This window comes from Paracidovorax cattleyae, assembly GCF_900104515.1.
Lineage (GTDB): Bacteria > Pseudomonadota > Gammaproteobacteria > Burkholderiales > Burkholderiaceae_C > Paracidovorax > Paracidovorax cattleyae.
Genome location: NZ_FNJL01000001.1, coordinates 33,110 through 47,991, shown reverse-complemented (window position 1 = coordinate 47,991; position 14,882 = coordinate 33,110). Strand labels below are relative to the sequence as shown.

General features: G+C 71.3%; 10 protein-coding genes. 5 read left to right on the top strand and 5 right to left on the bottom strand.

The features are described 5' to 3' along the window. The first annotated feature begins 131 nt into the window (after positions 1-131). From BLR05_RS00195 to BLR05_RS00175, 5 genes are all read left to right on the top strand, one after another. The gene (locus BLR05_RS00195; protein ID WP_092831709.1) at positions 132-1,388 is read left to right on the top strand and encodes an efflux RND transporter periplasmic adaptor subunit; all 1,257 of its coding nucleotides are present in this window, start codon (positions 132-134) and stop codon (positions 1,386-1,388) included. 32 nt (positions 1,389-1,420) lie between these two features. Further along, on the top strand, positions 1,421-4,666 hold the full coding sequence (locus tag BLR05_RS00190) for an efflux RND transporter permease subunit (protein WP_092831708.1): 3,246 nt from the start codon (positions 1,421-1,423) through the stop codon (positions 4,664-4,666). Positions 4,667-4,680: 14 nt separating this feature from the next. After that, the gene (locus BLR05_RS00185) at positions 4,681-6,153 is read left to right on the top strand and encodes an efflux transporter outer membrane subunit (RefSeq protein ID WP_092831707.1); all 1,473 of its coding nucleotides are present in this window, start codon (positions 4,681-4,683) and stop codon (positions 6,151-6,153) included. Between the two features lie 204 nt (positions 6,154-6,357). After that, complete coding sequence (locus tag BLR05_RS00180; RefSeq protein WP_092831706.1) at positions 6,358-7,797, top strand: NAD-dependent succinate-semialdehyde dehydrogenase; 1,440 nt, start codon at positions 6,358-6,360, stop codon at positions 7,795-7,797. 226 nt (positions 7,798-8,023) lie between these two features. Then, complete coding sequence (locus tag BLR05_RS00175; protein ID WP_092831705.1) at positions 8,024-9,292, top strand: FAD-dependent oxidoreductase; 1,269 nt, start codon at positions 8,024-8,026, stop codon at positions 9,290-9,292. Positions 9,293-9,329: 37 nt separating this feature from the next. Here the strand turns inward: BLR05_RS00175 and BLR05_RS00170 are convergent, their stop codons facing one another. From BLR05_RS00170 to BLR05_RS00150, 5 genes are all read right to left on the bottom strand, one after another. Further along, the gene (locus BLR05_RS00170; RefSeq protein WP_192883878.1) at positions 9,330-11,567 is read right to left on the bottom strand and encodes a TonB-dependent siderophore receptor; all 2,238 of its coding nucleotides are present in this window, start codon (positions 11,565-11,567) and stop codon (positions 9,330-9,332) included. A 114-nt stretch (positions 11,568-11,681) separates the two neighbouring features. Beyond that, positions 11,682-12,401: a DUF4198 domain-containing protein gene (locus tag BLR05_RS00165; RefSeq protein ID WP_092831704.1), complete on the bottom strand. Its 720-nt coding sequence runs from the start codon at positions 12,399-12,401 to the stop codon at positions 11,682-11,684. A 108-nt stretch (positions 12,402-12,509) separates the two neighbouring features. Further along, positions 12,510-12,866, bottom strand: coding sequence for a DUF3325 domain-containing protein (locus BLR05_RS00160; protein ID WP_092831703.1), 357 nt, complete (start codon positions 12,864-12,866; stop codon positions 12,510-12,512). A 5-nt stretch (positions 12,867-12,871) separates the two neighbouring features. Next, positions 12,872-14,560: a PepSY-associated TM helix domain-containing protein gene (locus BLR05_RS00155; RefSeq protein WP_092831702.1), complete on the bottom strand. Its 1,689-nt coding sequence runs from the start codon at positions 14,558-14,560 to the stop codon at positions 12,872-12,874. Continuing rightward, positions 14,557-14,865 (bottom strand): DUF3649 domain-containing protein, encoded by a 309-nt coding sequence (locus tag BLR05_RS00150; protein WP_092831701.1) that lies wholly within the window; start codon positions 14,863-14,865, stop codon positions 14,557-14,559. The genes BLR05_RS00155 and BLR05_RS00150 overlap by 4 nt, the downstream gene beginning before the upstream one ends. Positions 14,866-14,882 lie beyond the last annotated feature (17 nt).

Genomic DNA, 14,882 nt, shown 5'->3' with positions numbered 1-14,882 from the left:
CGCGGCTTATCCCCTTCGATGCATTTTTTCCGGCCTGCGGGCCGGAGGGGAAGGCTTTGCCCGGCCGGTGCCGGCCCCGCTTTTTCTTGCTTGCGATTGCACCGTTTTCAGACACACCCGAAGGATCTGCCATGCCGTCATCCCCAACCGTTTCCCTCTTCTCACCCGCGCGCCGCTGGTGGACCGCTGCCGGCGCCGCAGCTGCCATCGCGGCCGGTGGCGGCGCCCTGTTCGGGCTCTCCGCCTCGCACGCCGAGGCGCCTGCCGCCGACGCCGCGCCGCCGGCCGTGCCGGTGTCCGTCGCGGCCGTGGTGCAGCAGGACGTCGCGCTATGGGACGAGTTCTCCGGCCGACTCGAGGCGGTGCAGCGCGTGGACATCCGCCCGCGGGTGGCTGGCGCCGTGCAGGCCGTGCACTTCCGCGAAGGAGTGCTCGTGAAGCAGGGCGACCTGCTCTTCACCGTGGACCCTGCCCCCTATGCGGCCGAGGTGGACCGGGCCGATGCGCAGGTGGTGGCCGCCCAGGCCCGCATGTCCTACACCCGCAGCGAGATGGAGCGCGCCAGCCGCCTGTGGGAGGAGCACGCCATCGCCCAGCGCGAGCGCGACGAGCGCGTGAACGCCCAGCGCGAGGCGGAGGCCAATCTGCGCGCCGCCCAGGCCGCATTGCAGACGGCGCGCCTGAACCTGGGCTACACCCAGGTGCGTGCGCCGGTCGCGGGCCGTGTGGGCCGCATCGAGGTCACCGTGGGCAACCTCGTGGGCTCCGGGGCCGGCGCGCCGGTGCTCACGACGCTGGTGTCGGTCAGCCCGATCTACGCCAGCTTCGACACCGACGAGCAGATCGTGACCCGCGCGCTGGAAGGGCTGCGCTCCGGCCAGAGCGCCCGCACGCTCATCGAGCGCATTCCCGTGCAGATGGGCACGGGCACCACCGGCAGCACGCCGCACACCGGGCATCTGCAGCTCATCGACAACCAGGTGGATGCGCGCAGCGGCACGGTGCGCGTGCGCGCGGTGTTCGACAACGAAGGCGGCGTCCTCATGCCGGGCCAGTTCGCCCGCATCCGCATGGGCCAGGCGAAGAGCACCCAGGCCGTGCTGATCAACGAGCGTGCCGTGGGCACGGACCAGAGCAAGAAGTTCGTGATGGTGGTGGGCGAGGGCAACAAGGCCGAGTACCGCGAGGTGCAGCTGGGCGCGCCGGTCGATGGCCTGCGCGTCGTCACCGCGGGCCTGAAGGCGGGCGAGCGCATCGTCGTCAACGGCCTGCAGCGCGTGCGTCCCGGCGCCGTGGTCGCTCCGCAGGAGGTGCCCATGGCCGCCAAGTCCGAAGTGGGCAGCGAGGGCGCGCAGGCGCGTGCCGCCGCCCGGCAGCCCGCGGCCTGAGCGCCGGGCTTCAGAGAGCAGAGAACGACACCATGAACCTCTCCCGTTTCTTCATCGACCGCCCCATCTTCGCCGGGGTGCTGTCGGTGCTCATTTTCCTGGCGGGGCTGATCGCCCTGCGGGCGCTGCCGATCTCGGAATACCCCGAGGTGGCGCCGCCCTCCGTGGTGGTGCGCGCCACCTACCCCGGCGCCAATCCCAAGGTGATCGCCGAGACCGTGGCCACGCCGCTGGAGGAGTCCATCAACGGCGTGGAAGGCATGCTCTACATGGGCAGCCAGGCCACGACCGACGGCGTGATGACGCTCACCGTGACCTTCGCGCTGGGCACCGACCCGGACAAGGCGCAGCAGCTGGTGCAGAACCGCGTCTCGCAGGCCGAGCCGCGCCTGCCCGAGGAAGTGCGCCGCCTGGGCGTCACCACGGTGAAGAGCGCGCCGGACCTGACCATGGTCGTGCACATGGTCTCGCCCAACGGCCGCTACGACATCGACTACCTGCGCAATTACGCCGTGCTCAACGTCAAGGACCGGCTGGCCCGCATCCCCGGCGTCGGGCAGGTGCAGATCTTCGGCGGCGGCGACTATTCCATGCGCGCCTGGCTGGATCCGCAGAAGGTGGCGCAGCGCGGCCTGTCCGCGGGCGACGTGGTGGCCGCCATCCGCGGGCAGAACGTGCAGGCGGCCGCCGGCGTGGTGGGCCAGTCGCCCGGCCTGCCGGGCGTGGACATGCAACTGTCGATCAACGCCCGGGGCCGCCTGGCCACGGTGGAAGAGTTCGGCGACATCATCGTCAAGACCGGCGCCGACGGCGCGGTGACGCGCCTGCGCGACGTGGCCCGGCTGGAACTGGGCGCGGCCGACTACTCGCTGCGTTCCCTGCTCAACAACGATCCGGCCGTGGGCATGGGCGTGTTCCAGGCGCCCGGCTCCAATGCGCTCGACATCTCGGCCAACGTGCGCGCCACCATGGCCGAGCTGCAAAGGCGCATGCCCGAGGGCGTGGAGTTTCGCATCGCCTACGACCCCACGCAGTTCGTGCGCGCCTCCATCCACTCGGTCATCCAGACACTGCTGGAGGCCATCGCGCTGGTGGTGATCGTGGTGATCCTGTTCCTGCAGACCTGGCGCGCGTCCATCATCCCGCTGCTGGCCGTGCCGGTGTCGGTGGTGGGCACCTTCGCAGTGCTGCACCTGCTGGGCTTCTCGATCAACGCGCTGTCGCTGTTCGGGCTGGTGCTGGCCATCGGCATCGTGGTGGACGACGCGATCGTGGTGGTGGAGAACGTCGAGCGCAACATCGAGGCGGGCCTCTCCCCGCGCGAGGCCACCTACCGCGCCATGCGCGAGGTGAGCGGGCCCATCATCGCCATCGCGCTGGTGCTGGTGGCCGTGTTCGTGCCGCTGGCCTTCATCAGCGGCCTCACGGGGCAGTTCTACCGCCAGTTCGCGGTGACCATCGCCATCTCCACGGTGATCTCGGCGATCAATTCGCTCACGCTGTCGCCCGCGCTCAGCGCCCTGCTGCTCAAGGGCCACCACGAGCCCAAGGATGCGCTCACCCGCGGCATGGACCGCGTGCTCGGCGGCTTCTTCCGCCGCTTCAACCGCGTGTTCCACCGCGGCTCCGAGGCCTATAGCGGCGGCGTGCGCCGCGTGATCGGCCGCAAGGCGCTGATGCTGGCTGTCTATGTGGTGCTGGTCGGCGCGACCTGGGGCCTCTTCAAGGCGGTGCCCGGCGGCTTCGTGCCCGCGCAGGACAAGCAGTACCTGGTGGGCTTCGCGCAACTGCCCGACGGTGCCACGCTGGACCGCACGGAAGACGTCATCCGCCGCATGGGCGAGATCGTCAAGAAGAACCCCAACGTCGAGGACGCCATCGCCTTCCCGGGCCTGTCGATCAACGGCTTCACCAACAGCTCCAACGCGGGCATCGTGTTCGTCACGCTCAAGCCCTTCGCCGAGCGCAGGCGGGCCGACCAGAGCGGCGGCGCCGTCGCCGGCCAGCTCAACCAGGCCTTCGGCAGCATCCAGGATGCGTTCATCGCCATGTTCCCGCCGCCGCCGGTGGCGGGGCTGGGCACGACGGGCGGCTTCAAGCTGCAGATCGAGGACCGCGCCTCGCTGGGCTATGGCGCCATGGACGCGGCCGTGAAAGCCTTCATGGCCAAGGCCTACCAGACGCCGGAACTGGCGGGGCTGTTCACCAGCTGGCAGGTCAACGTGCCGCAGCTGTACGCCGACATCGACCGCACCAAGGCCCGCCAGCTCGGCGTGCCGGTGACGGACATCTTCGAGACGCTGCAGATCTACCTGGGCAGCCTGTACGCCAACGACTTCAACCAGTTCGGCCGAACCTACAGCGTGCGCGTGCAGGCCGATGCACCCTACCGGGCGCGGGCGGAGGACGTGGGCCTGCTCAAGGTGCGCTCGGCCACGGGCGAGATGGTTCCGCTGTCGGCGCTGATGAAGGTCGAGAACAGCTTCGGCCCCGAGCGCGCCATGCGCTACAACGGCTTCCTCTCGGCCGACGTGAACGGCGGGCCCGCGCCCGGCTTCTCGTCGGGCCAGGCACAGGCCGCGGTGGAACGCATCGCCGCCGAGACGCTGCCGCCGGGCATCAGCTTCGAGTGGACGGAGCTGACCTACCAGGAAATCCTGGCCGGCAACTCCGCCGTTCTGGTGTTCCCGCTGGCCATCCTGCTGGTGTTCCTGGTGCTGGCTGCGCAGTACGAGAGCCTGACGCTGCCCATCGCCATCATCCTGATCGTGCCCATGGGCCTGATGGCCGCCATGGCGGGCGTGTGGCTCACCCGCGGCGACAACAACGTGTTCACCCAGATCGGGCTGATCGTGCTGGTGGGGCTGTCGGCCAAGAACGCGATCCTGATCGTGGAGTTCGCGCGGGAGCTGGAGTTCGCCGGCCGCACGCCGGTGCAGGCCGCCATCGAGGCCAGCCGCCTGCGGCTGCGCCCCATCCTGATGACCTCGCTGGCCTTCGTGATGGGCGTGCTGCCCCTGGTGCTGTCCACCGGCGCCGGCTCGGAGATGCGCAGCGCCATGGGCGTTGCGGTGTTCGCCGGAATGATCGGCGTCACGGCCTTCGGCCTGTTCCTCACGCCGGTCTTCTACGTCGCCCTGCGCCGCCTGGCGGGCAACCGGCCGCTGCAGCAGCACGGCAGCCACGTGGCGCCGATCACCGACGCCGGCCAGGGCACGCCGGGCCACGGGGCCTCGGCGCACCCCGTGATCGCCGCGCCGCGCGGCCTGCACGAATGAGACGGAGCTTTGCCATGACGATGTTTTCTCCCTTTGTTTCCCTCTCGCGGCTGGCGCCGCTGGCTGCGGCCCTGGTGCTGGCGGGCTGCATGAGCACCCCGGCGGTGCCGGAACATGCCGGCGTGGCCGTGCCCGCCGCCTTCAGCGAGCCCGCCGGCACCGCATCGTGGACCACCGCCCCGCCCGCCGAGACGCAGCCCCGCGGCACGTGGTGGCTGGGCTTCCGCGATCCGGTGCTGGACGATCTGGTGCAGCGCGCCGGCAGCGGCAATACCAACGTGCAGGAGGCCGCCGCCCGCCTGGCCGAAGCGCGCGCGCTGCTGCGCTCCGCCGATGCCAGCCGCGCGCCGCAACTGGGCGCCTCGGCCGGCGTGGCGCGGCAGGCCGGTGCCAATACGGCCACGGGCGGCCCCGTGCCCGCCACCCTGGCCACGGCGGGACTGAATGTGTCCTATGAACTGGACCTGTTCGGCCGCCTCTCGCAGGCCAGCGATGCCGCGCGGCTCGATGCCCGCTCGCGCGAGGCGCTGCTGCAAAGCGCGCGCCTGATGGCCCGGGCGGATACCGCCCAGGCCTACCTGCAGCTGCGCTCGGTGCAGGCCGAGCAGGCGCTGGTGCAGGAGAGCCTGGCCGCCTACCGGGACACCTTGCGCCTGACCGAGCGCCGCTACCAGGCCGGCGACGTGGCCGAGCTGGACGTGGCGCGCGTGCAGACCGAGGTGGCCGCCACCGAGTCCGACGCGCTCGCGCTGGAGCGCCAGCAGGCGGTGCTGACCCATGCGCTGGCCCTGCTGGTCGGGGAGGTGGCCACCGGTTTCACCGTGCCCCCCGCGGCTGGCGAGGCGGCGCTGCCCGTCATTCCCGCCGGGGTGCCGGGCACCGTGCTGGCGCGCCGCCCGGACGTCTCTGCGGCACAGGCGGCCGTGCTGGCGGCGCAGGCCCGCGTGGGCGTGGCCCAGGCGGCGTGGTTCCCGGCGGTCACGCTCACGGGCAATGGCGGCTATGCCTCGCCGGAGCTGGGCGACCTCTTCAAGTGGTCGGCCCGCTCCTGGGGCATCGGCGCACTGCTGTCGCTGCCGCTCTTCGACGGCGGCCAGCGCCAGGCGCAGGAAGACGGCGCCCGCGCCCGGCTGGAGGGTGCGCTGGCGGCCCACCGCGGCCAGGTCCTCACCGCTTTCCGCGAGGTCGAGGACCAGCTCAGCGCACTGCGCCTGCTGGCAGGGCAGGCCGAGGCCCAGGGCCGCGCCGTGCAGTCTGCCGTGCGCGCCACGCAGCTGTCGGACTCGCGCTACCGCAACGGCATGGTGAGCCAACTGGAGCTCCTCGACGCACGGCGCAGCGAACTGCGCAACCGCCGCCAGGCCCTGCAGGTGCGCACCGCGCAGTACACCGCCACGGTCGGGCTGATCCGCGCACTGGGAGGTGGCTGGGGGGGCGATGCGGCGCAGATGCGGGACGGAAACCCTCCGGTGGCACGGAATGGGTGAAAAATCCCGCAACTTGGGTAACTCGGCGTAGCAAAGTGATTTCGCCCGGACACCGCGGCGCCAACCGGCCTATAGTGCTTCTTTTTGTTGCCGGGCCGTGCCATAGGTCCCGGCTAGGATATGGTGTTGCTGCCGCCACGCCCGTGGCACGACCGGCCGCCTCCCGTCCCCCATCCTCTTATCAGCTACCGCAGGAGCACATGCATGACGTATCCGAGCACACGCCTTTTCATTGCCGGTGAATGGCAGGATGCCGCCGATGGCAGGACCATCGCCGTGCACAACCCGGCCACGGGCAAGGAAATCGGTCGCGTAGCCCATGCAGGCCGGGCCGACCTGGACCGCGCCCTGGAAGCGGCCCAGAAGGGTTTCGAGGCCTGGCGCGACATCCCCGCCGTGGAGCGGGCCCGCACCATGCGCCGCGCCGCCGCGCTGATGCGCGAGCGCGCCGACGCCATCGCCCGCATCCTCACCCAGGAGCAGGGCAAGCCGCTGGCCGAGGCGAAAGTCGAGGCCATGGCCGCCGCCGACATCATCGAATGGTTCGCCGACGAGGGCCAGCGCATCTACGGCCGCATCGTGCCCGCGCGCGGCAGCCTCGCCGTGCGGCAGCTCGTCCTGAAGGACCCCGTCGGCCCCGTGGCCGCGTTCACGCCCTGGAACTTCCCGATCAACCAGGTGGTGCGCAAGCTGGCCGCCGCCCTGGCGTCCGGCTGCTCCATCCTCGTGAAAGCCCCCGAGGAAACGCCCGCCAGCCCTGCCGAACTCATCCGTGCCTTCGCCGATGCCGGCGTCCCTTCCGGCACCGTGGGCCTGGTCTATGGCAATCCGGCGGAGATTTCCAGCTACCTGATTCCGCATCCGGTCATCCGCAAGGTCACGTTCACCGGCTCGACCCCCGTCGGCAAGCAGCTGGCGGCGCTGGCCGGCCAGCACATGAAGCGCGTGACCATGGAACTGGGCGGCCACGCCCCGGTGATCGTCGCCGACGACGCCGACGTGGAACTCGCCATCAAGGCTGCGGGCGGCGCGAAGTTCCGCAACGCCGGCCAGGTCTGCATCTCGCCCACCCGCTTCCTGGTGCACGAGAGCATCCGCAAGGACTTCGTGGCCGCGCTGGCGCGCCACGCCCAGGGCCTGAAGGTGGGCGACGGCCTGGCCGACGGCACCCAGATGGGCCCGCTGGCCAACCCCCGCCGCATCGCGGCCATGGCCGAGCTGATGCAGGATGCCGTGCAGCACGGCGCCCAGGTGGCGGCCGGCGGCGAGCGCATCGGCGGCGACGGCAATTTCTTCCAGCCCACGGTGCTGGACGAGGTGCCCGTGTCCGCACGCATCTTCAATGAGGAGCCCTTCGGCCCCGTGGCCGCGGTGCGAGGCTTCGAGAAGATCGAGGATGCCATCGCCGAGGCGAACCGCCTGCCCTACGGCCTGGCCGGCTACGCCTTCACGCGCTCCCTCAAGCATGCCCACCTGCTGTCGCAGCGGCTCGAAGTGGGGATGCTGTGGATCAACCAGCCCGCGTCTCCGTCCGCCGAACTGCCGTTCGGCGGCCTGAAGGACTCCGGCTACGGTTCCGAGGGAGGTCCGGAAGCGATCGAGGCGCACCTGAACACACGCGCGGTGTCCATCACCAACGTGTAACCGGACCGACCACCGGTCCCCGGGCAGCCATGTCCCGGACAGCCCCCGCGGACACCATCCCGGGGGCTTTGTCACATGGCGGGTCGGCCGGAATGGCAGGCGGCGGCGCTGCCAAAAACGTTCCACGCTCCGGATTTTTCGGGGCGAGAACCAGGCGATACCTTGAAGACCGGCGGCCTCTCATGCACATTGGGCCACTGTCACTCAGAATTTCAGGCGGGAGAACATGTCAAACCACGGCGACGCAGACGATGTGCTGCACGTGGCCATCGTCGGCGGCGGGGCCCTGGGCCTCGCGTCCGCATACCACCTCATGCAGCGGGCGCGGCGCCTGGGTGCGTTCCTGGACGTGCACGTCTTCGATGGCCGGGAGGCCGCGGATGCGCACGGCCATGTCTTCGCGACCGGTCTGGCGGCCGCCGGCCAGCCGCCGGCCGCCAGGAATGAGACCGCCCATGCGCCAATGAATGGCAGCGGGCTCGCCGTGCCGCTGATCCGCACCGTGCACCGCGCCGCCATGGCCCTGCGCGGACGCATCCGGCTCGACTACACCTGCGGGCGCTTCTTCGACGACTGCCTGCGCGACCCGGAAGCGCTGCTCGACGAGGCGGCGCGCGCCCTGTCGCTGTCCATCGACTGGCGCGACGCGCGCGTGCTCGACGCCCTGGTGCAGGTGCGCGACGGCTACTACTACCCGCTCATCTCGACCATGTTCCTCTGCGATCCCTCGGGCCCGCAGAACACGCCGGTGCAGGCCGCCCTGGAGTACATCCGCTGGAAGGAGGATGGCCGCTCCCTGGCCGAGAACGATTTCACCGACGACGCTTCCCGCAAGTGGGCGGAATCGCTGGCTGCCCACCTCGAGGAGCGGTCGGACGAGCAGGTGTCCGTCACCATCCGCTCCGGCGGCCGGCTGCTGGTGCGCGTGATGAGCGACATGGTGGAAGTGCTGCGCGAGGGCCAGTCCCGGATCTTCGACATCTGCGTCATGGCCAATTCGCCGGGCGATGCCCTGCGCGTGCTGGCCTTCGACGCCGCCACCGCCGCCTTCGGCGTGCGGGTTGGCGGCATCCTGGACAGCGTCTGCGAGACGGACGACGAATCCGCCTGGTACGGCGGGGACGGCATGCCGGGGGCTTCCCCCACGGACACGCCCCCGGGAGGCGGTGCCGGCTGGCGGCCCGGTGTGTGGGACAACGAGGCGCCCGGGAGCCCGTCCGCACGGCCCCCGCCTCCGTCCACCCGCTACGCGCCGGAAGACAAGGCCTGGGCCGCCTTCCGGCACCACGTATTCGACGTGTCCGTGAAGGCCCGGGCCGATATCCGGGCGCTGAACGAAACCTTCGTCGAGGGGTGGCGCGAGGGGATGGGGCGTGTCCCCTGTGCCGAGATACCTCCGCTGCTGTTCGTGGGCGGCTGGCCCTACGGCGCCGTGCTGCAGGAACAGTGCATGGAGCAGGCCGAGGAACTGGGCAACTGGCTGCTGCCCGAGTGAGGACTCCCGCGGGGCGCGCCCCGGGGAGGAAGTCCCGTCAGAAGCGGTAGGTCGAAGTCAGCGTGTAGGTGCGACGCTGGCCGTAGAAGCAGTCGCCGCGCGCCAGGCACTGCGTGATCTGCACCTTGTCCGTCAGGTTCACCACGTTGAAGGCCAGCCGCCAGTCGCCTGCATCGTACGCCACCATGGCATCGGCGATGGTGGAGGCCGGCGTGGTGATGGCGGTCGTGCCGGTCCACTGCGATCCCGTGTAGCGCAGCCCGCCGCCCACCGTCCACTGCCCGCGGCCGCCGGTGCCGAAGCGGTGCGACAGCCAGGCGGAGGCCGTGTGCTTCGGCACGCCGGCCACCGGCTGCCCCTGGTCGCCCGCGTTGCTGCGCGAGATTTCGGCGTCGGTGTAGGCGTAGGCCAGCGTGGCGTCCCAGCTGCGCGCGATGCTGGCCGTGAGTTCGGCTTCCAGTCCGCGGGCCTTGGTTTCACCGATCTGCAGATTGTTGCGCGGGTTGGCGGGATCGGTGGTCTTGCGGTTCTTCTCGCGCACCTGGTAGATGGCCGCATAGGCCGAGATGCCCCGGCCCTCTGGCTGCCATTTCACGCCGGCTTCCCACTGCTGGCCGCGCTGGGGCTTGAACGGCGTGCCGTAGAAGTCCACGCCGCCCAGGGGCTGGAACGACTCCGAGTAGCTCAGGTAGGGGGCCCATCCGCCATCCATCTGGTAGGTTGCACCCAGGCGCTTGGTCCAGGCGCTGTCGTCCACGGCGGCAGCGGGGCGGCCTTCGGTATCGGTCCTGGCCCGGTCGTGGCGCAGGCCGAGCGTGGCCGTCCAGCGGTCCCAGCGGATCTGGTCCTGTGCATAGAAGCCGACCTGCCGCTGCCGGACGCCGGGCTGGCGCACCAGCGCGGATTCGGACGGCGGCGTGAAATTGCCATAGACCGGCGCATAGACATCGATGCCGCTGACGGTCTTGAACCACGAGGACTGGCTGGTGGTGTTGCGCTGCGCGTCCATGCCGAACAGCAGCGTGTGTTCGGTGGCTCCGGCGCGCAGCTTGCCTTCGAGCTGGGTATCTACCATCAGCAGGCGGCTGGCGTTGCGCTGCCAGGAGGCATCGCGCAGCAGCGTGCGGTTGTCCGCCTCGAACACCGGGCGCGCAGGCCGGCCCGTGGCGCTATTGGCGGTGAAGCTGGTGTACATGCTGCGGTAATCGACGTCGCTCACCGTGCGGCGCAGGTTCTGGCGCAGCGTCCAGGCGCTGTTCAACTGGTGGCTGAAGAGGTAGCCCCAGGAATTGTTCTCGCTGTCGTAGGCGTCCCAGCCGGGCTCGCTGATGAACGCCGAGGTCGGGATCTGGCCATACGGGCTGGGCAGTTGCGTGCCTTGCCACGGGAAGAAGCCGATCAGCGAGCCGCTCTTGTCCTTCTGGTGCGTGAACTGCAGCGTCAGCGACGTGGCGGCGCTGGGTTTCCAGGTCAGCGCAGGGGCGAACACCTGGCGGTCGTCGCTCACGTGGTCCACCTGGGAGTCGCTGTCGCGGCCCACGGCCACCAGGCGGTAGAGCCATTGCCCGTCCTGTGTGAGCGGGCCGGTCAGGTCGGTCGCGATCTGCTTGCGGGCGTGGTTGCCCAGCTGCACCTGCACCTCGCGCAACGGCTCGGCCTGGGGGCGCTTGCTCGTGAGGTTGAGCACGCCGCCCACGCTGCCCTGGCCGTACAGCACGGACGAAGGCCCGCGCAGGAATTCCACGCGTTCGAGCAGGTAGGGCTCGGCCTTGATGTTGTTGTAGGTGCCGTAGGTGCGCAGCAGGCCGTCCAGGTACTGCGTCACGTCACCGCCGCGGGCCTTGAAGCTGTCCACGCGGCTGTCGAAGTAGTTGGACACCATGCCCGCGGTATAGGCCGTGGTCTGGCGCAGCGTCTGCGCGCCCTGCGCCTCCATCTGGTCGCGGGTGACGACGCTGATGGCCTGGGGCGTCTCGATCAGCGGGGTATCGGTCTTGGTGGCCGACAGGGCTCGGCGGGCCACGAAGCCGGCGACGGGGTTCACGGGATTTTCCTGCTGGCCGTCGGCACTCACCGTCACCGGGGCGAGCGTGGCTTCCCCAGCCGGGACAGCGCCCGCAGCGGGGGCCTGCTGGGCATGCGCGGCGGGTGCAGCGCCCAGGGCGCAGAGCGCGGCGGCAGCCGCGGACAGGGCCTGTACGAGCGCGCGCGGCGCAGCGTCGGGGCGCGAAGCCGGCCGGCGGGGGAGCGGAGGAGAGTCGAAGGAATGGGTCATGTCAGGCAGGGAAGGGGGCACCCGCGCCGCTGCGGGCGGCGTACGGGTGGTGTGTGGGCGCAAGAGGAGAGCGGGTGCCGCACAGGGCTGCGTGGCGCCCGGTGCGGCGGGGAATCAGCGCGCAGGGGTGGGCGGCAGGGCGGGGGATTCCATGCCCTCGGGCTGGGCGAAGGTGAGCGTGGTGAGGTAGGCCGTCTCGCCGTACTTCTCTCCATTGCGCTCGCCGTCCGCTACCTCGGAGTGCTTCACCTCGGCCACGTACTGGCCCTTCCACGGCAGGGCGAAGCGCACAGTGCCGTCCGCGCCGGTCACGGCCTCGCGGGCCCAGCCTGAGGGCGCGGCCAGCGTCACCTGGGTCTTGGGCAGCGGCTGGCCGTTGAACACCACGCGCAACTCGCCCGCGCGGCCCGTGGGCACCACATCCAGCGGCGCCGTGGCCGCGACGGGGCGCGACAGGTCCGCGACCCAGCGCGCGGCGGGCCGCCAGAGCAGCGCGGGCTTGCCGCCCTTGCTGCGGTCGATCACCGGGTAGGGGGCTTCCGCGAACAGCGTCTCGGCGGCCGCAGGCAATGCGTAGGCGAAGGCGGTCGCGGTGCGCCGGCCTTCCACGCGCGTGGCCGCGGCGGCACCCACCGCATGGGACTGCAGCACCGGCACGCCCTGGAACTTGTCCAGCGCGCCGGGCGATTTTTCGAGCAGGTTGTCGGCGTACTCGCCGAACTGCAGCCGCGCCTGGCCGTTGCCGGCTTCGAGCCACACCTGGTGGGCCTGGGCACCGGCAGCGGCGCAGGCGGCGAAGAGGGTGGCAGCCCAGAGGCGGAAGGTCGATGGCATCGGTTGGCTCCTTGAAGTGGATGGTCGATAAATAGCAATGCAGCGCCCAGCCTGCCGGTCGTGCGAGAGAGCGGAGGGCAGGGACGGACCGCGGCGGTGAGGCGCCGGTCAGCCCGTGGCGTGCGGCCCCAGGGCGGCTGTCAGCGCCGCCCACAGCACCGCCAGCGCCAGGGCCGCGATCCGCAGCCGTGGCAGGCGCCGCGGCCACCAGGTGGCTGCGGCGGTGGCGCCCAGCGCGGATACCGAGAGCGCCACGGCCCACCAGGTGACCGACAGCGGCACGCTGGCCATGCGCGGCCACGCGACCGCCAGGGCCAGCGACAGTGCCAGTACGGCCCATCCCGCGCGGCGCAAGGCGCGCAGCCGCGCCTGGGCGCCTTCGCGGCCCCAGGCATCCTCATGGTGCCGGTCCATGCCCAGCGCGATGCCGGCCCAGCCGGCGAAACACAGCAGCAGCTCGAGCATCGCGTTCAGGCTCCTTGCGCGGGCGTGGTGCCGTCCCGGGACGCAGGCGGCGGAGTGCGGGCCGCTTTCGGCGCGGCGGGCGCGCGGCGGCGCAGCAGATGGCGCGCCATTGCGCAGAACACCAGGCCGGCGGCCAGGAACGACAGGTCCATGCCCGCCCAGGCCCATTCGCCCGCAGGCAGCGTGACCCCCAGGTGCGCCGAGGTGGTGGCCGCGTTGATCGCAGGCAGCGCGGCGAACAGCGCGCCTGCGGCGCCGAGCAGCAGGGCCCAGCCGCGCCGGTCGGGCCGCAGCACACCGATGGCCAGGCCCAGGCCCCAGGTGCCGAAGAACCAGGCGAGCTCCGCGTCGGCGCGCGCGGGCGTGGACACGGGCAGCAGCCGGTTGGCTGCGAGGAACGCGGCGACGGCCAGGGGCAGCCCGCCCATCAGGCCCACGTTCAGGCTGGCCACCAGCCGCTCGCCGAAGGGCAGGCCCGCATCGGCCGACCTGCGCTGCGACTGCGCCCGCCGTTTCACGGACCAAAGCACCAGTCCGGACGCGATCATCAGGCTGCCGAGCACGCCGAAGCCGAACAGCGCCCAGCGCATCCCGGGGCCCGCGAAACGGGCGAGGTGCAGGCCATAGATCACGCGGTAGGTCTTGATCGCGGGCGTCTGCGGATCGATGAGCGCGAGCTGCCGGGCGGTGGCGCCGTCGAAGCGCAGCCGCGCGGGGCCGTACTGCAGGCGGTCGCCGTCGTGCCGCGTGACCTCCACCACCGTGCCGTCGGCATCGCGGCGCGCGGAGATGTTGCCGATGCGGGCGTCGCCCCAGGTGCGGTGGGCGCCGGCCACCATCGTGGCCAGGTCCAGCGGCGGCAGGGGCGCGGCAGCCTCCGACGCCGCGCCGCGCGCCCGCCGTGCGCTGCGGGCGCCGGGCTCGTCGCCCTGCATCTCCGCGAAGTAGGCCTGCGAGTCGGTGCCCTTGGGCGTCGCATAGGCGGCCGCGATGCCGGCAGGCATGTAGAGCGTGTGGAAGATCATCAGCCCGCTGAAGGTGATGACGAGATAGAAAGGCAGCGCCAGCACGCCGGAGACGTTGTGCGCGTCCAGCCAGGCGCGCTGGCCGCCCTTGGTCGGTCGGAAGGTGAAGAAGTCCTTGAAGATGCGCCGGTGCGTCACCACGCCCGTGAGCAGCGCGATGAACATCAGCAGCGTCGCCACCCCCACGATCCAGCGCCCCTCCAGGGCCCAGCGGCTCTGGTTGGCCGTGCGCAGCTCGAAATGGAAGCGGTAGAAGAATTCACCGCCCATGGTGTCCCGGGTGCCGATCGACTCGCCCGTGGCGGGGTCCATGAGCAGGGTCTGGAAGCGCCCCTTCGCGCTGTCGCGCCAGAGCACGGTGACGGCCGGCAGGCGCTCGTCGGGCAGGCGCATGATCCACTGCGTCACGCCCGGCGCGTGGCGGTGCAGCGCCGCCTGCGCCCGGTCCGCCACGTTGGCGCTCGCGGGGGCCAGCCCGTGCATCTCGGGGCGCATCCAGAGATTGAATTCGCTCTTGAAGAAGCTCAGCGTACCCGTGGCAAAGATGGCGAAGAGCAGCCATCCCAGCACCAGGCCCGCCCAGGTGTGCACCCAGGACATCGCCTGCCGGAAGCCCTCGCGCTCGGGTGCCGCCTTGGTCCGTGCGGTGTCTTTCGCCGGGGCCGTCATGCCGCGCCTCCCCACAGGTGCGGCGCGAGCACGCACGCCCCCAGCAGCAGCGCGGGCACGCCCACCCCGGCCCAGGCGGACCATGCGGTGCGCGCGTAGAACACCCAGGCCACCGCGCCGGCATAGACCAGCCAGGAGAACATCGTCGCGGCCAGCACCGCCTCCACGCGCGGCATCGCGAGCGCGAGGGCCAGCGCGCCGGCCGCCGTGGCGGCGGCCGCGAGCGCATAGCCGCCGGCCGTGGCGGCCAGCGCGCGCGACGCGATGGCCAGGCGGTATTTCCAGAGGGGGCGGGTGGCTTTCATGCAGTGGATTTCCCGGC